Below are 20,167 nucleotides of genomic sequence, written 5' to 3'. Positions count from 1 at the left end.
TATCACCATTGAATAAGCTGAAGATATCTACAGCTGCATAATTATTGGCTTATATGGATAATGAAAATTATTCTCACCTTTAAACAAGAAAAATCAATTTTATTCCCGCCATTTGTTGAAATTTTATATTCTTTTTTATGAATATCCTGAGCCTGCTCTGATTATCGGCCAGCCCCAGTGGAAAAGAGCCTTTCTTGTTCAAATATGGTATTATTCTTAATAATCCATATAAATGAAATTGATAGAATGTTGCTGCGTTTATATCAGGTACTACTCTACCTTATTCAACCTCTAATTTGGCTGCGATTGCTGTTACGTAGCCGTAAAGCCCCCGCTTATCGCAAGCGCTGGGGGGAACGTTATGGTTTTTGTGCCGGTAAAGTTGTTGCTGGCGGTATCATGCTGCATTCAGTTTCAGTTGGTGAAACACTGGCTGCTATCCCATTAGTCAGAGCATTACGCCATCGCTATCCATCATTGCCCATTACCGTGACCACCATGACGCCCACCGGTTCTGAGCGTGTTCAGTCCGCTTTTGGCAAAGATGTTCACCACGTTTATCTGCCCTACGACCTTCCTGGCTCCGTGAACCGCTTTCTTGATCAGGTGAATCCCAAGCTGGTCATCATCATGGAAACTGAGTTGTGGCCAAATCTTATTAATGCCCTGCACCGTCGCAAAATACCTTTAGTGATTGCCAATGCGCGCCTTTCTGCCCGCTCCGCTGCTGGCTATAAAAAAATCGGTAGTTTTATCCGTAATATGCTGCAACGGATCACGCTGATTGCTGCACAGAATCAAGAAGATGGCGACCGTTTCATTGAGTTGGGTCTAAGGCGTTCACAACTGACGGTGACCGGTAGCCTGAAGTTCGATATTTCTGTAACACCTGAATTAGCCGCCAGAGCCGTCACATTACGCCGCCAGTGGGCACCACATCGGCCGGTTTGGATAGCGACCAGTACCCACGACGGCGAAGAAACTATCTTGCTGGAAGCCCATCGCCAATTATTACAGCAGTTCCCGACATTACTGCTTATTCTAGTGCCACGCCACCCAGAACGCTTCCCGAAAGCGATTGAATTAACACAAAAAGCAGGGCTGAGTTATACATTACGCAGCAAAGGCGAAGTGCCTTCAAGCAGCACACAAGTGGTGATCGGCGATACTATGGGCGAGCTGATGCTGCTATACGGCATTGCTGATTTAGCTTTTGTTGGCGGCAGCCTGGTTGAGCGCGGTGGACATAATCCACTGGAAGCGGCAGCACATGCTATCCCGGTATTGATGGGGCCACATACGTTTAACTTTAAAGATATCTGTGCCAAGCTGGAACAAGCTGAAGGGTTGATTACGGTAACCGATACCCTGTCGCTGGTGAAAGAAATCACCCAGCTACTCACAGATGAAGATTGTCGCCTCTACTATGGTCGCCATGCGGTTGATGTATTGCATGAAAACCAGGGTGCGCTGCAACGATTATTGCACTTGCTGGAGCCTTATCTACCGCAACGGAGCCACTAAATGAGTGCCAAAAAACGCCTGTCGGTGGTGATGATTGTTAAAAATGAAGCCTCACTGCTGGCGGATTGTTTGGCGTCAGTCACCTGGGCTGATGAAATAGTGGTATTGGATTCAGGAAGTGAAGATGAAACCGTCGCACTGGCCGAACAATATGGCGCGAAAGTTTACAGCAACACAGAATGGCCCGGTTACGGTAAGCAGCGGCAATTAGCCCAGCAATATGCCACTGGCGATTATATTTTGATGCTGGATGCTGATGAACGCGTAACGCCAGAGCTTAAAAGTGCGATCGAAACCGTGTTATTGGCACCAGAAGAAGGTGCAGTTTATAGCTGCGCCAGGCGGAACCTGTTTTTAGGCCGTTTTATGCGCCATAGCGGCTGGTATCCCGATAGAGTCACTCGGCTATATCCACGTGAGCAATACCGTTACAACGATGATTTAGTCCATGAATCACTTGATAGCGGTTCTGCAAAAGTTATCCTACTCGCGGGTGATTTGCTGCATCTGACCTGTCGTGACTTTTTTGCCTTTCAACGAAAACAACTCAACTATGCTCAGGCTTGGGCGAATCAGCGTCATCAACAAGGTAAAAGTTGCCGTTATTTTGCGATTATCAGCCATACTCTCGGGGCATTCTGTAAGACATGGCTATTACGTGCCGGCTTCCTCGATGGTAAACAAGGGCTATTGCTAGCGGTAGTCAACGCGCAATATACCTTTAATAAATATGCGGCTCTGTGGGCACTGAGCCATCAATATCAGAAAAGTGAGAATTCATGATCACTAAAGCCATCTATCCGGGAACATTTGATCCTATTACCAATGGGCATTTGGACTTGGTCACCCGCGCCTCAGAAATGTTTAGCCATGTGATTCTGGCAATTGCAGATAGCTCCAGCAAGAAACCGATGTTTACTCTGGCCGAGCGGGTCATATTGGCAAAGCAAGTCACGGCACCACTGAAGAATGTGGAAGTTCTGGGATTTAGTGAGCTGATGGCTGAGTTTGCCAAAAAACATAATGCGAATATTTTAGTACGCGGTTTGCGCTCGGTCTCTGATTTCGAGTATGAATGGCAACTGGCAAATATGAACCGTCACCTGATGCCAAAACTGGAAAGTGTCTTCCTGATGCCATCAGAGAAATGGTCGTTTATCTCTTCCTCGTTGGTGAAGGAAGTGGCACGCCATGGTGGCGATATCACACCGTTCCTTCCTGCACCGGTCACCAAAGCACTGATGACAAAACTGGCCTGATTCCCTATTTACGCAATACCCTATATCGCCGAAGCCATTGGAGTTACAGGCTAGCGGTAAGCGAACGTAGCCCACAACCCTGCGGCTTCAAGTACGAAGGGTATAATTAATGCTGGCAGTGGCGGCAAAAAAAGGTGCTGCGCTGCCCATGCTTTGCAATTTCAATCACATTGCCGCAACGTCGACATAACTCTCCTGCCCGCCCGTATACCTGTAATTCTTGCGCGAAATAACCCGGTTTGCCATCTGACTGTAAAAAATCGCGCAATGTGGTGCCACCCTGCTCAATAGAGTGCAATAACACGGCTTTGATTGTTGCCACCAACTGCGTTATCTCGGTTTCGGTTAATGACCCGGCGGCACGTTCCGGCAGAATACCCGCCGTGAATAGCGATTCACTGGCATAGATGTTGCCAACCCCGACCACTACTTTGTTATCCATTAGCCACTGCTTGACCACAGTGCGTTTATTGCGTGATTTTTCAAACAGATATTCAGCGGTAAATTCATCACTCAAGGGTTCTGGCCCTAAATGGGCTAATACATTGCTGGTTTCAAGGTCTTTTGCCCATAACCAGGCACCAAAGCGGCGCGGATCGGTATAACGCAGTATTTTGCCATTACTGATAACCAAATCGACGTGATCGTGTTTTTCTGCTTCGGTTTCTTCTGGCAAAATGCGCAGGCTACCAGACATCCCCAGATGCACGATAATCCAGCCAGTCTTCAGTTCTATCAGCAAATATTTCGCTCTACGTTGAACACTTAACACCGGCTGATCACTCAGTGCGAGGATTTCATCAGAAACCGGCCAGCGTAAACGGGCATTTCTAACCACGGCGTAAAGGATGGTTTGGCCGACAAGATAAGGCTCGATCCCGCGTCGGCTGGTTTCAACTTCTGGTAATTCAGGCATGTAACCTCCCTAAACGTATCTCACTGGACTTTATATAATAAAAAACCCGGCCGAGGCCGGGTTTTCTTAATCCACCAAAATTAAAATTATTTAATTTTGGCTTCTTTATAGATCACGTGTTGACGGACAACTGGATCGAATTTCTTCAGTTCCAATTTTTCCGGCTTAGTACGCTTGTTCTTCGTAGTGGTATAGAAGTGACCAGTACCAGCAGAAGAAACTAGCTTGATCTTCTCGCGAACACCTTTAGCCATGATTCAGTTCCTTAATACTTCTCACCGCGGGCGCGAATTTCGGCCAAGACCGTTTCGATACCCTTCTTATCAATAACACGCATACCTTTAGCAGATACACGCAGAGTTACAAAGCGCTTCTCGCCCTCAACCCAAAAACGGTGAGAGTGAAGGTTCGGCAGAAAACGGCGTTTGGTCGCGTTCATTGCGTGGGAACGGTTGTTACCGCTCACCGGGCGCTTGCCAGTAACTTGGCAGACTCGGGACATGTCTATTCTCCAAAAATCAAATCAGCTCGAGCTTCGTATAGGATTTGGCCGCCTCGTCAGGCTTTAGAGCCCATCTCAGCAAATTCACTGAGAAGACTCACTGTCATCAGGTCAGAAACCCCTGTCACCAGGCTATAAACCTGCTGAGATAGGCTCTTCACGCCAAACCCAAGATTCTCAAAGGTGGCGTAGTATACGCTCTGAAGCGTAAGTGCTCAAGTCCCGAACAGCTAAAGATCCAGAAAGGATCAATTATTATTGCTCTAAAGCCATCCCCGTTCAGCAAATGAGACACATTCACCCCGGCCAACCACTAAATGATCGAGCACACGAATATCTAATAATGAACAGGCTTTTATCACCTGCGTAGTCATCAAACGGTCGGCTTGGCTCGGTTCAGCCTTACCCGAAGGGTGATTATGCGCTAGAATCAGCGCGGCGGCATTAACCTTAAGCGCTTCACGCACAATTTCCCTCGGATGAATCTCAACGCTACTGATGGTACCAGTAAACATCTCCTCATGGCGAATAACACGATGCTGGTTATCCAAAAACATCACTAAAAAAATCTCTCGCTCGCGATGGGAAAGAATATTTTGTAGAAATTTTTGGGTTATCTCGGGATTTTGCAGGACACTTTCCTGCATCAAGTGGGATGAAAAACAGCGGCCAGCCAGTTCTGCAATGGCCTGAATCTGGCTATATTTCGAAACACCAATCCCTTTTTGGGCACATAACGCCTGATAATCCGCAGATATCAGCCCATAAAGTGAACCAAACTCTTCAATCAAATACTCAGCCATCTGCATGACATGCATTCCCGGAATCCCTGTACGCAGAAAAATAGCGAGCAACTCGGCATCCGTCAGTACTGCAGCACCATATTTAAGTAATTTTTCCCTTGGGGCAACCTGCCCATACCACTCTTCCATTCCTTGCCCCCGTTATCCCTAAACCGCGTGGGCAGCATGCCATAAGACTTTTCACTCGACTAAGTCGCCGTGAGCCACATGCGTAACGTCTCGCAAAATTGACGATTGATGGCATCAGAGAACGTCCTGATAGCTAATCTACTCAATGGTTATGCTAAAATATCGCCTCTTACGGCTTTCATTCGGACAATCATGATGACGGGACTCTCCGGCAAACATCTTTCTGGTAAAAAGATTGTGCTCGGGATTAGCGGGGGTATCGCCGCGTATAAATCTCCTGAGCTGGTACGCCGCTTGCGCGACAGAGGCGCAGAGGTACGCGTGGTGATGACTCACGCGGCAAAAGCGTTCATTACGCCGCTCACGCTGCAAGCAGTCTCGGGCTACCCCGTCTCTGATGATTTACTCGACCCTGCGGCAGAAGCGGCAATGGGTCATATTGAACTAGGTAAATGGGCTGATTTAGTCATCATGGCTCCGGCTACCGCTGATTTACTGGCCAGAGTAGCCACTGGTATGGCAAATGATTTGCTGACCACCGTTTGCCTGGCAACTGCGGCTCCTATTGCAGCCGTGCCCGCCATGAATCAGCAGATGTATCGTGCAGCAGCGACTCAAGCAAACCTACAGACGCTCGCCAGTCGTGGCATGCTGTTATGGGGGCCAGACAGCGGCAGTCAGGCTTGTGGTGATGTTGGCCCAGGTAGAATGCTAGACCCACTGGATATTGTCGCGCTGGCGCATGATCATTTTTCAGTAAAACAAGACTTGCAACATTTAAGTGTCATGATTACCGCAGGGCCGACGCGTGAGGCTCTTGATCCAGTGCGCTTTATCAGCAATCAAAGTTCGGGCAAGATGGGCTTCGCCATCGCTCAAGCAGCCGCTGCCAGAGGGGCAAAAGTTACTCTGGTTGCCGGGCCAGTGATGCTCCCTACTCCAGCGGGAGTGAATCGTATTGATGTTGTCAGTGCGCTAGAAATGCAGCAAACAGTTCAGAACTTAGCAGCCCAGCAGAATATTTTTATTTCTTGTGCTGCGGTAGCGGATTACCGCGCTGAGCAGGTTTCTGACGAGAAAATAAAAAAACAGGGCGATGAAATCACCCTTAAGTTGGTGAAAAATCCAGACATTGTCGCTGGAGTCGCTTCGATGACTAAAAAACGTCCATTTGTTGTTGGATTTGCTGCCGAAACCCAGAATGTGGAAGAATACGCGCGACAAAAGCTAGCGCGGAAGAATCTGGACCTTATTTGCGCTAATGATGTATCGCTCGCAGAGCATGGTTTTAACAGTGATACTAATGCCTTGCACCTTTTTTGGCCGACTGGCGAGAAACGTTTACCGCTCAGCGATAAGCACCTCCTCAGTCAGCATTTAATAGACGAGATTGTCAGCCGTTATGATGAAAAAAATCGACATTAAAATTCTGGACCCACGTGTTGGCAATGAATTTCCCTTACCAACTTATGCAACAGAAGGCTCAGCCGGCCTGGATTTACGTGCCTGTCTAAGTGAAGCCGTGGATTTACTTCCAGGGCAAACAACATTGTTACCGACAGGCTTGGCAATACATATCGGCGATAGCTCACTGGCTGCTGTTATTTTGCCGCGTTCAGGGCTAGGGCATAAACACGGTGTGGTATTAGGTAATCTGGTCGGGCTGATTGATTCTGATTATCAAGGTCAGTTGATGGTGTCTGTCTGGAACCGTGGTCAACAGCCTTTCACTATCGAACCCGGCGAGCGCATCGCACAAATGGTATTTGTTCCTGTTATACAAGCAGAATTCAATCTGGTTGAAGATTTTGATCTTAGTGAACGTGGTACCGGTGGTTTTGGTCATTCTGGACGCCAATAACCTACCCTAGACCTCAATACCGTAAAAAAGCTATCACATAAGCCGCCGGGGCCTAGCCTTAGTGCGGCCGGTATTTAGGTTTTTGTTATTAAGTCATTTTTAGCAAGGGTCTACTCGGACATGGCAGAAAAAGAAAATACGAAAAGGAACAGGCGCGAGGAAATTTTGCAGGCTTTAGCGCAAATGCTGGAATCCAGCGACGGTAGCCAACGCATTACTACTGCTAAACTCGCCGCGAATGTGGGGGTTTCGGAAGCAGCGCTTTATCGTCATTTCCCCAGTAAAACGCGGATGTTTGATAGCCTGATCGAGTTTATTGAAGACAGTCTGATGTCCCGCATCAATTTGATTCTGCAAGATGAAAAAGAGACGTTTAATCGCCTCCGGCTGATCCTGCTACTGGTATTGGGGTTTGCAGAACGTAATCCAGGGCTGACTCGCATTATGACCGGGCATGCATTGATGTTCGAGCAAGACCGCTTGCAAGGGCGTATTAACCAGTTGTTTGAGCGAATTGAAGTACAGCTACGCCAAGTATTGCGTGAGAAAAAACTGCGCGATGGGCAAGGTTTTATCCATGATGAAGCCCTGCTGGCAACACAGCTACTGGCGTTTTGTGAAGGGATGCTCTCACGTTTTGTTCGTTCGGAATTTCGCTACCGGCCGACGCAAGAATTTGATGCTCGCTGGCCTCTAATTGTGACTCAGCTCCAATAAACTCAATTTAAGTTGAGTTTTTGAATTATATAAAAAGGGCCAAATGGCCCTTTTGGGTATTCTTGATTTAGGAAATCTTAAACGCCGTACTGTTCGCGGTAGTGGCGTACTGCTGCCAAATGATCGGCCATTTCTGGTTTCTCTTCCAGATAACTGATCACATCACTCAACGTAACAATCGCAATCACTTTGCAGTGATAATCACGTTCAACTTCCTGAATCGCTGAAATCTCACCACGGCCACGTTCCTGACGGTCTAATGAAATCATCACACCAGCCAGAGTCGCGCCCTGCGCATTGATAATCTCCATTGATTCACGAATGGCAGTACCAGCGGTTATCACATCATCCACCAGCATAACTCGGCCTTCTAACGGGCTTCCTACCAGGCTGCCGCCTTCACCGTGATCTTTTGCTTCTTTGCGGTTGAAGCAATAAGGCAGATCACGATTATGGTGCTCAGCCAGCGCTACAGCAGTGGTCGTCGCAATAGGAATGCCTTTATATGCTGGCCCAAATAAGAGATCGAACTCTACGCCACAATCCATTAATGCCGCAGCATAAAAACGCCCGAGTTTTGCCAGATCAAGCCCGGTATTAAACAATCCTGCATTAAAGAAATAGGGGCTAATCCGCCCAGACTTCAGGGTAAATTCGCCAAACTTCAACACCTGCTTGTTAAGCGCAAACTCGATAAACTCGCGCTGATAGGCTTTCATTGGTACTTCTCCTCTCCAGATTGTGACCGCTTTCGTTAATCACTGTGTTTATTAATTTGGTACACCGCAAACCTGATGCACTACTTCTATCTGTGCATAACTTCTTGGTTAGCGGGTAAAAAAAAGGCGACTACCGAGTCGCCTAAATCAATTATTGTTCCAACGCCGCTTTCTGCGCTTGGAAGATAGTTTCTATCCCTCCCCGAGCCAGAGCCAACAACGTCAATAACTCTTCATGGCTAAACGGTTCACCTTCTGCGGTGCCTTGCACCTCAATCATTCGGCCATCTTCCATCATCACCACGTTCATATCTGTTTCTGCCGCAGAATCCTCTACGTATTCCAAATCGCACAGGGCTTCGCCTTTAACGATACCAACAGAAACTGCCGCAACCAGCCCTTTCATTGGGTTTGCTTTCAATTTACCACTGGCCACCAGCTTATTCAGCGCGTCGGCTAAAGCTACACAAGCACCACTGATTGAGGCAGTACGAGTGCCGCCATCCGCCTGCAAGACATCGCAGTCTAAAGTGATGGTGAATTCACCTAACTTCTTCAAATCTACTGCCGCACGCAAAGAGCGAGCAATCAGACGTTGAATTTCTAAAGTACGGCCGCCTTGTTTGCCTTTTGCGGCTTCGCGCGCATTACGGCTGTGGGTCGAGCGCGGTAACATACCATATTCAGCGGTTATCCAGCCCTGGCCTTGGCCTTTCAGAAAGCGCGGAACACCCTCTTCAACCGTGGCGGTGCACAATACTTTGGTATCGCCAAACTCAACCAACACTGAACCTTCAGCGTGTTTCGTGTAATTACGGGTCAGGGTCAATGGGCGGACTTGTTGTGCTGCTCGGTCTGCTGGACGCATGGGCTTTCTCCGGCTTTAAATCGATATTGGTCGCGCATTATACGGCCTTAGTGATGTAATGCCTATCCTGCCTGCGCCCTGGAGGCTATAATCCCCGCATCTTTTCTTTAAAACGGGTACGCAACAATGATCCGCAGCATGACCGCCTACGCCCGGCGTGATATTAAAGGCGAATGGGGCAGCGCAGCCTGGGAGCTGCGTTCCGTTAACCAACGCTACTTAGAAACTTACATTCGTTTGCCAGAACAGTTCCGCAGTCTGGAACCGGTTATTCGTGAACGCATCCGTGGCCGCTTAACTCGCGGCAAAATTGAGTGCAACCTGCGTTTTGAGCTGGATGCCAACGCACAGAGCTCTTTGATCCTTAATGAAAAACTGGCAAAACAATTAGTAGAAGCCGGTAACTGGGTCAAAATGCAAAGTGATGAAGGTGAAATCAATCCAGTAGATATTTTGCGCTGGCCGGGAGTTATGGCCGCCGAAGAACAAGACTTGGATGCCATCAGCACCGAGCTAATGCAGGCACTTGATATTGTGCTAGATGATTTTATCATTTCTCGCGAAACCGAAGGTGCGGCACTGAAGGCACTGATCGAACAGCGTCTTGATGGTGTTAGTGCAGAAATTGTTAAAGTTCGTGCGCATATGCCAAACATCTTGCAGTGGCAGCGTGAGCGCCTGCTGAACAAGCTGGAAGAAGCGCAAGTTCAGTTGGAAAATACCCGCCTGGAGCAGGAGTTAGTGCTAATGGCGCAGCGTGTAGACGTGGCTGAAGAACTGGACCGTCTGGAAGCACACGTCAAAGAAACGCACAATATTCTGAAGAAGAAAGAAGCCGTCGGTCGTCGCCTTGATTTTATGATGCAGGAATTTAACCGCGAATCGAATACGCTGGCATCAAAATCGATCAACGCCGAAGTGACCAACTCAGCCATTGAGCTGAAAGTGCTTATTGAGCAAATGCGCGAACAGATTCAGAATATCGAGTAACTTCTCACCGCATTTCAGCACGTCGCAAAATGCCTTTAAAGCCCGTAACTTACGGGCTTTCTTTATCTCAGCACATCACATATCATTCCATGAAATTTCACTAAATCCATGTACCAAGACATGTACCATTTCACTCTTTGGTACATCTGTATTTGGTACACAGGAAAGGCTCAGTGTGGATACATGGGAAAGTTAACAGATTTACAAATCAAAGCATGGTTAAAGGCAGGAGAACGCTTTGAGGGCCGTTCAGACGGCAATGGATTATATCTTTGCTACCGAGAGAGTTTCGCCTCACCTAAATGGCGCTTCCGCTACCGTTTCGCAGGTAAAGCACGAGCTATGTGGGTCGGTTCTTATGCCGAGCTATCACTGGCCAAAGTGCGTGAAACAATTAAGTTACTGTCGGCTCGTGTTTCTTTAGGTTACGACGTGGCCGGAGAAAAGAAAGAGCGTAAGGCTGACGCACTAGCAAAGATCGAATCTGATAAGAATGCGTTATTGGTTTCTCATTTAGCTACGGAATACTTTGAACGCCAGATATTAGGCCGATGGAAACACCCTGATATCCTCCGCCGTCGGATTGATAAAGACATTAATCCGAACATTGGCCACTTAAAAGCCGATGAAGTAAAACCCCGCCATATTGACGATATGCTGCAAAACATCCTCGCCAGAGGTGCACCAACAGTGGCCAACGATGTACTACGCTGGACGCGACGAATATTTAACTATGGTATTAAGCGCCACATCCTTGAAGTGAACCCCACAACTGCCTTTGATATATCCGATGCTGGCGGGCAGGAAAAGGCCAGAGAGCGCTATTTAGATACTGGTGAGCTAGAGCAGCTATTTGCTGCAATGAGGCTAGCAAAGGGTTTCAGTATCCAAAATGAGCTAACAATGAAATTACTCTTATTACTCTGCTGCCGGAAGATGGAGCTATGTGCAGCTAGGTGGGAAGATATTGATTTAGAAAATGCCATATGGCACCTAACTGGCACCAAGAACGGCGACGCTATCGATATTCCACTCCCTCCAGTGGCCATAACATGGTTCCAACAGCTTAAAGACATGTCATTTAGTAGTGAGTGGGTTCTGCCTGCCCGAAAAATGCAAAACCGCATGATTCCCCACATAGCAGAGAGCACGTTGCCTGTAGCCTTAGCCAAAGTAAAAACACAGATGCAGGGTGTAGAGAATTTTACTGTTCATGACTTCCGACGAACAGCCCGGACTCATCTGGCATCTTTAGGCGTTGATCCTATCGTTGCAGAAAGATGTTTAAATCATAGAATTAAAGGGGTGGAAGGGATTTATAATAGACATCAGTATTTGGACGAACGTAGAAAAGCCTTAACTTTATGGGCAGATAAACTAGTGAAATTAGAATCGAAGGAACGAGATAGCAAATGAAAAGCTTCCAAAAAATGAATGAGTTTGAAAGGGTTGCAACTCTCCCCTCAATCACTATCGATGAAATAGCTAAGTGCTTGGTTGGGCTATCTCCGACCTTATTAAAAAGAGATATAGATACAGAAAAACTAGAAGTTATTTCTCATATAAAAATGAGACTTAAAAGAACCTTAGAGGAAGTATTCAAAGCTAATAATATCGAGAGAATAACAAAATATACTGATTATATAGCTTCTCCGCACCCCGTAGATGACAGTGAAAAGATTTCATCAGATCTTATTTTCTCAATTGGATATAATTGTCTTGATGCCGATGAAACCCCTGAGGCTATAATTGAAAGATGCAGTATGGCTGTGCAAAATATTGCAATAACAAATAAAAACAATAAGTTACTTTCTTTTATTGGTGGTGAAGCGGAAAAACTCGGCCTCCAAATAATAAAAAATAACAGAGGTGCATATAAAAAAGATGAGGAGCTATTTAATGTAAATAAATTACTTGGGATAACATTAACTTTATTAGCCAAAGAAAAATATGAGCAAAACAATGCAAAATGGATTAAGAAAGGAGATGTTATTTGCGTTGAACATATCAAAGAAATGATTGATCTGTATATTCAAGAAAATGATATCTCAACCAATGGCCTACGAGCATCCTCTCTTCGAGCAAAACTTAAATCGGCCTTAAATGCCATATATAACTAGTTATGTATCAGCTAAACATCTAGTAAGGTTTGGCTGATACATAAAAATCCATCATAAAGTTGCCTTTAATTGCCATCAGTTGCCATCAGTTGCCATCAGTTGCCATTCACTAATATTCACTTGTATCCCACCTCACTAATTCGTACTAAAAATAATTAATTCATATATTTCAATAAATTAAAAAACAACCCACTTTTGCTTTTTTAATGGAATTGTGAACATTTCAATGGAAAATGTATCAATTTAATGGAATTCCATTCTTGATGGAAAACTAAGATTGTGTCAGGTAATCTCATCTCATCGCTTACCCATCAAGGAGTTACAAGACTGATGAGACATGAAAATACAACACATGGCTCTTTACCCGCAGCAGGGTTTGTCCGGCAAAAGGCATTGATGCCCTGCTTACCGTTTTCCCCTGCAACATTATGGAGACGGGTATCAGCAGGTACATTCCCTAAACCAGTAAAGATATCAACTAGAATTACGGCATGGAAAGTAGATGAAATTTGGGAATGGATTGAATCACAACAACATCATTAATAATGTAATAAAGGCGACCAAGTAGATCGCCAATATAATATACAAATAAAATCTAAATAATAATATTTAGCCTTTTGGTTCGATGCCTCGCCGCTTTAATTCTTGCCTTGCGAGATCTTTTATCCAATTGGCGAGACTAACATTATCTTTACCTGCCTCAGCTTCTAATTGTTCTTTAAGCTCAGGCGTAATTCGCATTTTGAACTGTGGAGATTGACCGCCCCCTTTAGGGCTTCTATCTCTCGTTGTAACTGTTGACAAGTGGCCACCTATTGGATTACTGTTAACTCGTTAGGTGGCCACCTTACCATGATGTCCCCTAAAAAAAAAGCAGCCTCAATCAGTATTCGCAGTACCAATTGAGGCTTAACCATTAACGAAACAGAGAGCAACGCCATGGCTACATCAAAGTGTACCTACATCTTTGCGGCAATCAACCGCACACAACGGAAAATACGCCCGCTCATGCTGCGGATCACCGCCTGTAATGAGACTACCGCCCGCCGCCAGTTAGCCGGTGACTATATCTTACTGTTTGCTGGCCGTTTGCCGGTAAGAGCAGGCTCCCATGTCTGAACTCCCTGAGTACGGCGAACGTTATCGCCACAAAGAGGGCTGGACGGTGCGTATCGTGAACCTGAAACTGGCCTCCGAGCAGACCCAGCGCCAAAACCCTGAATTCCGTTATGAAGTCATTTTTAATTATGACCTCACTACACGATATTCTTCCATGCCGTTAACGTGGTTCGCCAAGGTGTACAGCAAAATAGCTGATGCGCCAGAACGTGACCCGATAACAACACTCAATATCAGTAAAGGATTATTGCTGCATAAGTCCGTTAAATATATTTACCCGAAAAGACTGTATTCAGAACGCCGTCCAGCGGAAAAGAGCGAGGAACATTATTCACACTTTCTCTAACCGGCATAAATAGCGGTAACGAATTCTCACTTTCTAAAACGGACTCTATTATGACAATGCAACAATATGAGCATAACGCTGCTCAGGGCTGCCCTTTATCTGAAAATCAGGTTTTGAATAATCATCTGGCCTACGGAATACCGGAAGATGATTTCTTTAAATTAACCCGCGCCAAAAATGCCAGCGCATTATTAGCCGCCTTACTGGCGAACCATTTTGACTCGTCCGCCTTTCCCGGCATGTTACCGGTGAAAGAAGTCTCCGCTATGGTCGATTATCTGTGTGAAGACCTGATAGCCGTCACTCAAAGCTGTGCATTACTGTCTGCTGGGGTGCAATCATGAACCTGAATAATACCTCCTGTATTCCCCTCGAAGTACGTACCGCTCTGTATCGTCGCGCCGTGGCGCAAGCCTATCTGGATGCCTGTGTGTCTTACGGCGTCGCGCTCACTATGAATATTGATGAGCTGCAAATGGTGATAGCCGAAAACGTGGAAGTCTATTTTATGACACGCCACGGCCCTGAGAGCGGGATGGAAGCCGCCTGCTGCATGCTGGAAGACATGGTGTTACCGGACATTCTGAATGTGGCCCCCCGCCTGACGCTGTTGGGGGAAACCATGATGGATGAGCTGTGCCGGGCGTACATCAAAACGGCGAACATGCCGGTCACACTGCACTGAGGGGGACATGATGGCACAGAATTTTGTATCGGATATTACCGCCGCCGCCCATACGCGCTGGCCGGTTGTCCTGCCCTTGCTGGGTATTACTGTTCCGGCCCATGGTCAACACGGCGCTTGTCCGCACTGTGGCGGTTCAGACCGTTTTCGTTTTGATGATCGGGACGGGCGTGGGACATGGATTTGTAACCAGTGCGGGGCCGGTGACGGGCTGGATTTGGTCAAGCTGGTCAACGGGTTGACGGCCGGTAAAGCGGCCCATGAGGTGGCACAGGCGCTGCAATTACCCCAAAGCCAACAGCTGCCCGCCAGAAAAGAAGCGGCCAAACCCACACAACCGGTAGCCGAGACTGTCGCGGCCCTACTGGCAGGCTGTGTGCGGGGTGACAGTGACTATCTGACCGGTAAAGGGTTGTTAGAACATCCTCACCGCCTGACAACGCAATTGAAGAAAAGCGGCGGGATTGATTTCCCGCCCGGCTCACTGGTGCTGCCCCTGACCGATATCAGTGGCACCGTGACCGGCGCGCAACTGGTTTCCCCCTTGGGGGACAAGCGCCTGTTGCCGGGTACAGTGCTCAAAGGGGCATTTATTGCCCTTGAATCCGAGCTGGATAGCCCGCCACAGGTCATTATCACCGAGGGCTATGCCACCGCCCTGACCGTAGCGCAACTCACTGACGGCGTGGTGATGGCGGGTATTGCGGCCAGTAACCTGCTGAACGTGGCGTTGGTTATCCGGGCGAAGTGGCCAGAAGCGCGCATTATTCTGGCCGGAGACAATGATTTTGATGATGGCAAGGTCAACACCGGCAAAGTGTGGGCGGAGAAAGCAGCGAAAGCCGTGGACGGCTGGGTGACGCTTCCCCCGACCCGCTTTAAAGCCGACTGGAATGACTATCAGCGGGATAACGGCACCGAACGGGCCAGAGAAGCGTTCCGGGAAGAGCTGGTGCAACTGGGGAAAGACAAGGCCAAATTGCCACAAGGCTTTCGGCTAACACAGGAATATTTGTGGTTCGATAAGCAGGTGCAGAAATCAGACGGCGATACGGAAATCCGCAATATCAAAATCTGTAACCCGCTCAAGGTGTCGGCCATTACCTGCGATGCGGACGGCGGTAACTTTGGCCGCCTGCTGGAATGGGAAGACACTTATGGGATTTGCCGTAAATGGGCGATGCCGATGGAAATGTTAAGTGGCAGCGGCGAAGAGCTGCGGCGGGTGCTGCTGGTCAACGGTCTGTCGTATATCAGCACCACCGGCGAGGCCCGCGCCCGGCTGATGGAATATATTTCTCTGTGTAAGCCAGAGCGCAAAGTCACCTGTGTGAACAAAACCGGCTGGCATGGCGGGGTGTATGTGTTGCAGGACGAGGTGATTGGTGAGGGGGCCGACGGGGTAATATTGCAGACGGCCAGCGTACAGGGGCGGGATTTTCGGGTAGCGGGCAGCCTTGATGAGTGGCGCGAGCATATCGGGCGCTACTGTATCGGTAATTCCCGCGTGGCCTTTGCGGTCAGTCTGGCGTTTGCGGCTCCGCTGTTGCGTCTGGTGGGAATGGACGGCGGCGGTTATCACCTGAAAGGCGAATCCACAGACGGCAAGACCACCACCATGAAAGCGGCCACTTCCGTGTGTGGCGGGCCGGATTACTGGCACACATGGCGCTCAACAGGTAACGCACTGGAGGGTACCGCCAGCCGTCGCAACGATGCCGCCATGATGCTCGATGAAATACGCGAGGTGGATGGCCGTGAAGCGGGCAATATTGCTTATATGCTGGCAAACGGACAGGGCAAAGGCCGGGCCGGGACTGACGGCGAACTGCGCGCCCGCAAACAGTGGCGTATGTTGTTCTTCTCCACCGGCGAACTGTCACTGACCGAACATGCTGCCCGCGCCGGTGAGCGCACCTTTGCCGGGATGGAAGTACGGATGATCCAAATCCCCAGTGACTCAGGCAAGTTTGGCGTCTTTGAGGCGTTACACGGCTTTGGCAGTGGTAAAGAGCTGGCCGAACATTTTGAGGGGGCAACAGCCAGTTTCTACGGTACGCCGTTCCGAGCATGGCTCAAGGCGCTGACCGAAGACCTGAACGGCATGACCACTCAGGCGAAAGCCCTGCTGAAAACCTACACCCGTGAGCTGATGCCTGTAGAGGCCGGGAATCAGGTGGGCCGGGCCATTAACCGTTTCGCCCTGATTGCGATGGCGGGCGAGATGGCGACTCGTTGCGGCCTGACCGGCTGGCCGGAGGGGGAAGCCTTGCGGGCCACCCGTGTGTGTTTGCAGGCATGGATAGGGGAACGCGGTCACAGTGCCAATCAGGAAGACGCCGCCGCCCTCGAGCAAATACGCAGTTTCTTCACCGCCAATCAGTACAGCCGCTTTGCGGACTGGCATGACGAGCGCAACCGGCCCTCGAACATGGTGGGTTTTCGTAAGGTAGACAAGGGCAATAACACCCGTGAGGCCGTCACTACGTTCTATGTGTTGCCGTCGGGCTGGAAAGAGGTGTGCAAGGGGTTTGATGCCAAGAAAGTCGCGCAACTGTGTGTCACGGCGGGGTATCTGCTGGTATCGAAAGACGGGAAGACACAAACCACCGTCCGCCTGCCAGAGATGAATCCCAAACGGATATACGTCTTTAACAGCGAGGTGGTGGGCTAATCCTTTACGTGAGTCTTATCTTTAAGGTGTAACAAGGGTAACAGGTGTAACAACGCTGATTTCATTGAGAAAAGCCTGTTACACCTTTTTCTTTTGTCGGTGTAACAGGTGTAACAAACCGGCACGATAACAGCGGTGTTACACCACGTTACACCGGGTGTTACACCTGATGACTTTAGAAAAATTCAGACATATCAATACTGTAACACCCGTTACACCTGTTACACCCCAAAAGGGATACAACGTTTTTTCATTCAGGTCAGTTCAGCGCTTCTTTCTGGCTGGCCGGTCAGTTAGCAATCCGTCAAGGTGTGGGTGCGTATGGCCGGAGCCTGTTGGCTGAAATGTTGCTTATTTCCCGTAAAGTTTGCTTCTTCTGGTGAAGTGGTCACCTGCAAGGTTCCGGCCCGCTGACTGAATCCCTGTATTGCCTTATCAGTGGGGTTACTCAGGGCTGACAGTAGCGCGTCCGAAAGGAATTGTGCTTCATGGCGTTCCAGTGTGAAAAACTTCTCTCCAACGGTCACATTAATCATGGTGTTCTCCTGTTAATCAGAGTCGCTATTGTGTCGTAATCGATGAATGGCACAACGGCGTGTTGTTGTGTCAGCGCTGGGACAACGGGCATCGGTTGAGCTGTTGTGTGTGGATTTGCACAATGGCGACATCCCGATGAGAACGGAGCACAACCATGAGCCAGACAGCAGAACATCCGATTACCCCGGCACTGAACAGCTATAAAGCAGCAAAAGCCGAACACCTGAAGAATGAAGCAACCTACGAAGACATTATTGCGTCCATTGCCCGCAGTCAGCAAAAGCAGCGCGACGCCGAAAACCAGAGCCAACAGGCTGACGGCAGTTGGCGCAAATTGTTTCGCAGTCTGCGCGGTGAAATGACGGATGAGCTTCAAACCGAACATATCCGCCGGATTTCACAGCGGGAGCTGGCACAAGAGTTCGGGCATCTGATTGAAGAGCTGGAGTTGGATAAAGATTACACGTCACTACAATTATGTGCTTCTGCAAGACCCTATAAAGACACACATAAAGTAGCGTTGATGGAGTATGCGAGGCTGGAAATGTCTGCTGCGATGAAAACCCTGTCACCCGAACTCATCCGGGCAGCGAAAATAGTGGTAACTGCGAACGAACTCTACACGGACTCATCACCGGCGAAGGCACTGGGTACACTGACAGCGACTCTTCTTTCATTAGCGGGGCTTTATTCGTTTGATATGGAGAAAGAATCGATATTAGCCGAACTCACACTACAACAACCACAACCGGGTTACGTGGACTCTGACTTAAACAATAGTCCGATAAAACGTGCGCGATTATTCAATAAAGTAAAAGAAAAACGCGAAAAACTGAACCCAGCCGGGGAGCAATAATTATGATGCGTTGCCCGGTATGCAGACACGCTTCTCATACTCGTTCCAGCCGCTATTTGTCGGAACAGACCAAAGAAGTTTATTACCAGTGCCAGAACCTTGATTGTTCCTGCACCTTTAAGACAGTTGAAAGCCTCGACAAAATTATTACCCGGCCACCGGCGCAGGAAATCCCCGCCCCGGTAGTGATCCCCCCAACGGTAAAACGCCATACCCTAGGACGATATGGCGATGCATTCAGACACGGATAACAGAATCATGGCAACCTTTCCCCGCCCTCGTGCGGGGCTTTTTTTGTCTGCAATTTAGTGATGGTGTTCACCGTTTGAAGCTTTATTTCTGGCTGGCGAGACTAAAAAGGGGTGTGCATGCCTAGAGTGCATGGATCTGCATGCAAAATGTCTCCCTTAAACCCCTCTGCAGCCCCAGTACTGGCGCGGTTTGAGGGTCTGCATGCAACTGCATGAAAAGCGACCTGTAAAGCGCGCAGGCGTGGCGGGGATAGCATTGCGCGCAGAGGGTGGAGAAGCATTAGATAATAATTGAGTACGTTTAATCACAAAAACTATCATTAATCTATACAGTACTTGCAGGAACACCGCAGGAATCGTTAGGATGAATTGCAAAATGTTACTCTTTATTAATGTTAGGAGTCGTCATGATTGGTACAGCAGGATTAACTAAGCTATCAGAAATGATTTGTGGTGATGATCCTTTTTCTTTTTTCCCATATCGTAGCTCCTCATACTTAACAAAATTCTTTATCGATATTGACTTAGAATATGTTCATAATGGCTCCACTCGTAGACATTGGGTAAATGATGTTCTTAAAGAGTTAAATCAGAAAAAACCAATTTCTGACGGACTACCCTCGAAAGAGATTATAAAAGTAATAGAGTATTTACTCCATCCAGATCATTTTTTGTCTAATGGTAATATTGATAAACCTCAAGCTGTTGAATCAGTAAAGAAATGTTTAAATAGTTATGGGTTATCTATAGCTGAATTACCTACTGGTTTAGTACGTGTATGTCAAATACATGGCGAGTTTATTTCTACTGATCATCAGGAAATTCCTACTGAAAGATTAGTTACATTTAAGCCCTCTGTTTTTAAAATTCCTAACAAACTGTTAAATCCACGATTAGTGTCCGTGATGATGCCATTTAATTCATCGTTCTCGGGTACTTATGCCGCGATAAAAAAAGTAACAGACTATATGAAAATAGAGTGTTATCGTGCAGATGACATATGGGATAACTCAACATTCATACAAGATATATTTGACTTAATATATTGTTCAAAGGTAATCATTGTAGATTACACAGGTAGAAATCCAAACGTAATGTATGAAACTGGTATTGCTCATACTTTGGGTAAAATTGTTGTTCCCATCACTCAGTCAATAAGTGACATACCATCAGATCTTGGTCATCATCGAGCATTAGTATATTTAGCTAACGATCAAGGATTTAAAGATTTAAGCGGTGAGCTTTATAAGAAATTAAATCAGGTTATCAATAACAATTAAAATTCAATTTT

At 47.6% G+C, this 20,167-nt stretch carries 26 protein-coding genes; 18 read left to right on the top strand and 8 right to left on the bottom strand.

What is annotated here, in order from left to right; translation table 11 throughout:
• Positions 1–246: 246 nt before the first annotated feature.
• Genes waaA through coaD form a run of 3 tightly spaced genes read left to right on the top strand, consistent with a single transcriptional unit; the run spans position 247 to position 2,783 of the window.
• Complete coding sequence (gene waaA, locus FGL26_RS16280) at positions 247–1,524, top strand: lipid IV(A) 3-deoxy-D-manno-octulosonic acid transferase (protein ID WP_005175941.1); 1,278 nt, start codon at positions 247–249, stop codon at positions 1,522–1,524.
• A complete protein-coding gene (locus FGL26_RS16275) occupies positions 1,525–2,307 on the top strand; it encodes a glycosyltransferase family 2 protein (protein ID WP_005175942.1) in 783 nt (260 codons plus the stop codon).
• Positions 2,304–2,783, top strand: a complete 480-nt coding sequence (gene coaD, locus FGL26_RS16270; protein ID WP_005175949.1) for a pantetheine-phosphate adenylyltransferase — start codon at positions 2,304–2,306, stop codon at positions 2,781–2,783. The genes FGL26_RS16275 and coaD overlap by 4 nt, the downstream gene beginning before the upstream one ends.
• 106 nt (positions 2,784–2,889) lie before the next feature.
• On the opposite strand, the gene mutM is transcribed toward coaD, so the two are convergent.
• From mutM to radC, 4 genes are all read right to left on the bottom strand, one after another.
• Positions 2,890–3,699 (bottom strand): bifunctional DNA-formamidopyrimidine glycosylase/DNA-(apurinic or apyrimidinic site) lyase, encoded by an 810-nt coding sequence (gene mutM, locus FGL26_RS16265; RefSeq protein WP_005175950.1) that lies wholly within the window; start codon positions 3,697–3,699, stop codon positions 2,890–2,892.
• A gap of 86 nt (positions 3,700–3,785) precedes the next feature.
• Positions 3,786–3,953 carry a 50S ribosomal protein L33 gene (rpmG, locus tag FGL26_RS16260; RefSeq protein ID WP_004392084.1) on the bottom strand — a complete coding sequence of 56 codons (168 nt, stop codon included), beginning with the start codon at positions 3,951–3,953 and terminating at the stop codon, positions 3,786–3,788.
• Between the two features lie 11 nt (positions 3,954–3,964).
• Entirely contained in the window at positions 3,965–4,201 is a 237-nt protein-coding gene (gene rpmB, locus FGL26_RS16255; RefSeq protein WP_005164747.1) for a 50S ribosomal protein L28, read from the bottom strand.
• A gap of 263 nt (positions 4,202–4,464) precedes the next feature.
• Entirely contained in the window at positions 4,465–5,133 is a 669-nt protein-coding gene (gene radC, locus FGL26_RS16245) for a RadC family protein (protein WP_005175951.1), read from the bottom strand.
• Between the two features lie 192 nt (positions 5,134–5,325).
• On the opposite strand from radC, the gene coaBC reads away from it, so the two are divergent.
• The 3 genes from coaBC to slmA all read left to right on the top strand — a co-directional run bounded on the left by coaBC (position 5,326) and on the right by slmA (position 7,711).
• Positions 5,326–6,558, top strand: a complete 1,233-nt coding sequence (coaBC, locus tag FGL26_RS16240) for a bifunctional phosphopantothenoylcysteine decarboxylase/phosphopantothenate--cysteine ligase CoaBC (protein ID WP_032903325.1) — start codon at positions 5,326–5,328, stop codon at positions 6,556–6,558.
• Positions 6,536–6,994, top strand: coding sequence for a dUTP diphosphatase (gene dut / locus FGL26_RS16235; RefSeq protein ID WP_032903327.1), 459 nt, complete (start codon positions 6,536–6,538; stop codon positions 6,992–6,994). Before coaBC ends, dut begins: the two co-directional genes overlap by 23 nt.
• Before the next feature lie 120 nt (positions 6,995–7,114).
• Positions 7,115–7,711, top strand: a complete 597-nt coding sequence (gene slmA / locus FGL26_RS16230) for a nucleoid occlusion factor SlmA (protein ID WP_005175956.1) — start codon at positions 7,115–7,117, stop codon at positions 7,709–7,711.
• 77 nt (positions 7,712–7,788) lie between these two features.
• Here the strand turns inward: slmA and pyrE are convergent, their stop codons facing one another.
• Complete coding sequence (gene pyrE, locus FGL26_RS16225) at positions 7,789–8,430, bottom strand: orotate phosphoribosyltransferase (protein WP_005175957.1); 642 nt, start codon at positions 8,428–8,430, stop codon at positions 7,789–7,791.
• A 151-nt stretch (positions 8,431–8,581) separates the two neighbouring features.
• Positions 8,582–9,298 (bottom strand): ribonuclease PH, encoded by a 717-nt coding sequence (gene rph / locus FGL26_RS16220; RefSeq protein ID WP_005175960.1) that lies wholly within the window; start codon positions 9,296–9,298, stop codon positions 8,582–8,584.
• 126 nt (positions 9,299–9,424) lie between these two features.
• Here rph and FGL26_RS16215 point away from each other — a divergent pair, with 126 nt between their 5' ends.
• From FGL26_RS16215 to FGL26_RS16200, 4 genes are all read left to right on the top strand, one after another.
• The gene (locus tag FGL26_RS16215) at positions 9,425–10,288 is read left to right on the top strand and encodes a YicC/YloC family endoribonuclease (protein WP_005175963.1); all 864 of its coding nucleotides are present in this window, start codon (positions 9,425–9,427) and stop codon (positions 10,286–10,288) included.
• A 183-nt stretch (positions 10,289–10,471) separates the two neighbouring features.
• Positions 10,472–11,704 (top strand): tyrosine-type recombinase/integrase, encoded by a 1,233-nt coding sequence (locus FGL26_RS16210; RefSeq protein ID WP_005175964.1) that lies wholly within the window; start codon positions 10,472–10,474, stop codon positions 11,702–11,704.
• On the top strand, positions 11,701–12,408 hold the full coding sequence (locus tag FGL26_RS16205) for a hypothetical protein (RefSeq protein ID WP_005175966.1): 708 nt from the start codon (positions 11,701–11,703) through the stop codon (positions 12,406–12,408). The genes FGL26_RS16210 and FGL26_RS16205 overlap by 4 nt, the downstream gene beginning before the upstream one ends.
• Before the next feature lie 330 nt (positions 12,409–12,738).
• Complete coding sequence (locus FGL26_RS16200) at positions 12,739–12,951, top strand: helix-turn-helix transcriptional regulator (RefSeq protein WP_050879328.1); 213 nt, start codon at positions 12,739–12,741, stop codon at positions 12,949–12,951.
• A gap of 66 nt (positions 12,952–13,017) precedes the next feature.
• Here the strand turns inward: FGL26_RS16200 and FGL26_RS16195 are convergent, their stop codons facing one another.
• Positions 13,018–13,212, bottom strand: coding sequence for a toxin-antitoxin system HicB family antitoxin (locus FGL26_RS16195; protein ID WP_025380023.1), 195 nt, complete (start codon positions 13,210–13,212; stop codon positions 13,018–13,020).
• 135 nt (positions 13,213–13,347) lie between these two features.
• Here FGL26_RS16195 and FGL26_RS16190 point away from each other — a divergent pair, with 135 nt between their 5' ends.
• The 5 genes from FGL26_RS16190 to FGL26_RS16170 are packed head-to-tail and all read left to right on the top strand — an operon-like array spanning position 13,348 to position 17,232.
• Entirely contained in the window at positions 13,348–13,527 is a 180-nt protein-coding gene (locus FGL26_RS16190) for a host cell division inhibitor Icd-like protein (RefSeq protein ID WP_005175978.1), read from the top strand.
• A complete protein-coding gene (locus FGL26_RS16185) occupies positions 13,520–13,873 on the top strand; it encodes a hypothetical protein (protein WP_005175980.1) in 354 nt (117 codons plus the stop codon). The genes FGL26_RS16190 and FGL26_RS16185 overlap by 8 nt, the downstream gene beginning before the upstream one ends.
• Before the next feature lie 50 nt (positions 13,874–13,923).
• Entirely contained in the window at positions 13,924–14,217 is a 294-nt protein-coding gene (locus FGL26_RS16180; RefSeq protein ID WP_005175983.1) for a hypothetical protein, read from the top strand.
• Complete coding sequence (locus FGL26_RS16175) at positions 14,214–14,558, top strand: DUF5375 family protein (RefSeq protein WP_005175984.1); 345 nt, start codon at positions 14,214–14,216, stop codon at positions 14,556–14,558. Before FGL26_RS16180 ends, FGL26_RS16175 begins: the two co-directional genes overlap by 4 nt.
• Positions 14,559–14,568: 10 nt before the next feature.
• A complete protein-coding gene (locus FGL26_RS16170; RefSeq protein WP_005175987.1) occupies positions 14,569–17,232 on the top strand; it encodes a TOPRIM and DUF927 domain-containing protein in 2,664 nt (887 codons plus the stop codon).
• A gap of 293 nt (positions 17,233–17,525) precedes the next feature.
• On the opposite strand, the gene FGL26_RS16165 is transcribed toward FGL26_RS16170, so the two are convergent.
• Complete coding sequence (locus FGL26_RS16165) at positions 17,526–17,768, bottom strand: hypothetical protein (RefSeq protein ID WP_005175991.1); 243 nt, start codon at positions 17,766–17,768, stop codon at positions 17,526–17,528.
• Positions 17,769–17,923: 155 nt separating this feature from the next.
• Here FGL26_RS16165 and FGL26_RS16160 point away from each other — a divergent pair, with 155 nt between their 5' ends.
• The 3 genes from FGL26_RS16160 (at position 17,924) to FGL26_RS16150 (ending at position 20,156) form a co-directional block, all read left to right on the top strand.
• On the top strand, positions 17,924–18,625 hold the full coding sequence (locus FGL26_RS16160; RefSeq protein ID WP_005175994.1) for a hypothetical protein: 702 nt from the start codon (positions 17,924–17,926) through the stop codon (positions 18,623–18,625).
• Between the two features lie 2 nt (positions 18,626–18,627).
• Positions 18,628–18,876, top strand: coding sequence for an ogr/Delta-like zinc finger family protein (locus FGL26_RS16155; RefSeq protein WP_005175997.1), 249 nt, complete (start codon positions 18,628–18,630; stop codon positions 18,874–18,876).
• 407 nt (positions 18,877–19,283) lie between these two features.
• Entirely contained in the window at positions 19,284–20,156 is an 873-nt protein-coding gene (locus FGL26_RS16150) for a hypothetical protein (protein WP_005176001.1), read from the top strand.
• Positions 20,157–20,167: the final 11 nt, after the last annotated feature.

Source organism: Yersinia enterocolitica subsp. enterocolitica, assembly GCF_901472495.1.
Lineage (GTDB): Bacteria > Pseudomonadota > Gammaproteobacteria > Enterobacterales > Enterobacteriaceae > Yersinia > Yersinia enterocolitica.
This window is presented reverse-complemented; position numbering and strand designations above follow the sequence as displayed.

Excerpts from the sequence above, each read along its gene's own strand:
- FGL26_RS16190 (WP_005175978.1), top strand. The coding sequence starts at position 13,348 with ATGGCTACATCAAAGTGTACCTACATCTTTGCGGCAATCAACCGCACA.
- rph (WP_005175960.1), bottom strand. The coding sequence starts at position 9,298 with ATGCGTCCAGCAGACCGAGCAGCACAACAAGTCCGCCCATTGACCCTG.
- coaBC (WP_032903325.1), top strand. The coding sequence starts at position 5,326 with ATGATGACGGGACTCTCCGGCAAACATCTTTCTGGTAAAAAGATTGTG.
- rpmG (WP_004392084.1), bottom strand. The coding sequence starts at position 3,953 with ATGGCTAAAGGTGTTCGCGAGAAGATCAAGCTAGTTTCTTCTGCTGGT.
- FGL26_RS16180 (WP_005175983.1), top strand. The coding sequence starts at position 13,924 with ATGACAATGCAACAATATGAGCATAACGCTGCTCAGGGCTGCCCTTTA.
- FGL26_RS16165 (WP_005175991.1), bottom strand. The coding sequence starts at position 17,768 with ATGATTAATGTGACCGTTGGAGAGAAGTTTTTCACACTGGAACGCCAT.
- FGL26_RS16160 (WP_005175994.1), top strand. The coding sequence starts at position 17,924 with ATGAGCCAGACAGCAGAACATCCGATTACCCCGGCACTGAACAGCTAT.
- FGL26_RS16150 (WP_005176001.1), top strand. The coding sequence starts at position 19,284 with ATGATTGGTACAGCAGGATTAACTAAGCTATCAGAAATGATTTGTGGT.
- FGL26_RS16205 (WP_005175966.1), top strand. The coding sequence starts at position 11,701 with ATGAAAAGCTTCCAAAAAATGAATGAGTTTGAAAGGGTTGCAACTCTC.
- pyrE (WP_005175957.1), bottom strand. The coding sequence starts at position 8,430 with ATGAAAGCCTATCAGCGCGAGTTTATCGAGTTTGCGCTTAACAAGCAG.
- FGL26_RS16175 (WP_005175984.1), top strand. The coding sequence starts at position 14,214 with ATGAACCTGAATAATACCTCCTGTATTCCCCTCGAAGTACGTACCGCT.
- radC (WP_005175951.1), bottom strand. The coding sequence starts at position 5,133 with ATGGAAGAGTGGTATGGGCAGGTTGCCCCAAGGGAAAAATTACTTAAA.
- FGL26_RS16155 (WP_005175997.1), top strand. The coding sequence starts at position 18,628 with ATGATGCGTTGCCCGGTATGCAGACACGCTTCTCATACTCGTTCCAGC.
- FGL26_RS16185 (WP_005175980.1), top strand. The coding sequence starts at position 13,520 with ATGTCTGAACTCCCTGAGTACGGCGAACGTTATCGCCACAAAGAGGGC.
- FGL26_RS16215 (WP_005175963.1), top strand. The coding sequence starts at position 9,425 with ATGATCCGCAGCATGACCGCCTACGCCCGGCGTGATATTAAAGGCGAA.
- slmA (WP_005175956.1), top strand. The coding sequence starts at position 7,115 with ATGGCAGAAAAAGAAAATACGAAAAGGAACAGGCGCGAGGAAATTTTG.
- mutM (WP_005175950.1), bottom strand. The coding sequence starts at position 3,699 with ATGCCTGAATTACCAGAAGTTGAAACCAGCCGACGCGGGATCGAGCCT.
- FGL26_RS16210 (WP_005175964.1), top strand. The coding sequence starts at position 10,472 with ATGGGAAAGTTAACAGATTTACAAATCAAAGCATGGTTAAAGGCAGGA.
- waaA (WP_005175941.1), top strand. The coding sequence starts at position 247 with ATGTTGCTGCGTTTATATCAGGTACTACTCTACCTTATTCAACCTCTA.
- FGL26_RS16170 (WP_005175987.1), top strand. The coding sequence starts at position 14,569 with ATGGCACAGAATTTTGTATCGGATATTACCGCCGCCGCCCATACGCGC.
- coaD (WP_005175949.1), top strand. The coding sequence starts at position 2,304 with ATGATCACTAAAGCCATCTATCCGGGAACATTTGATCCTATTACCAAT.
- dut (WP_032903327.1), top strand. The coding sequence starts at position 6,536 with ATGATGAAAAAAATCGACATTAAAATTCTGGACCCACGTGTTGGCAAT.
- rpmB (WP_005164747.1), bottom strand. The coding sequence starts at position 4,201 with ATGTCCCGAGTCTGCCAAGTTACTGGCAAGCGCCCGGTGAGCGGTAAC.
- FGL26_RS16200 (WP_050879328.1), top strand. The coding sequence starts at position 12,739 with ATGAGACATGAAAATACAACACATGGCTCTTTACCCGCAGCAGGGTTT.
- FGL26_RS16275 (WP_005175942.1), top strand. The coding sequence starts at position 1,525 with ATGAGTGCCAAAAAACGCCTGTCGGTGGTGATGATTGTTAAAAATGAA.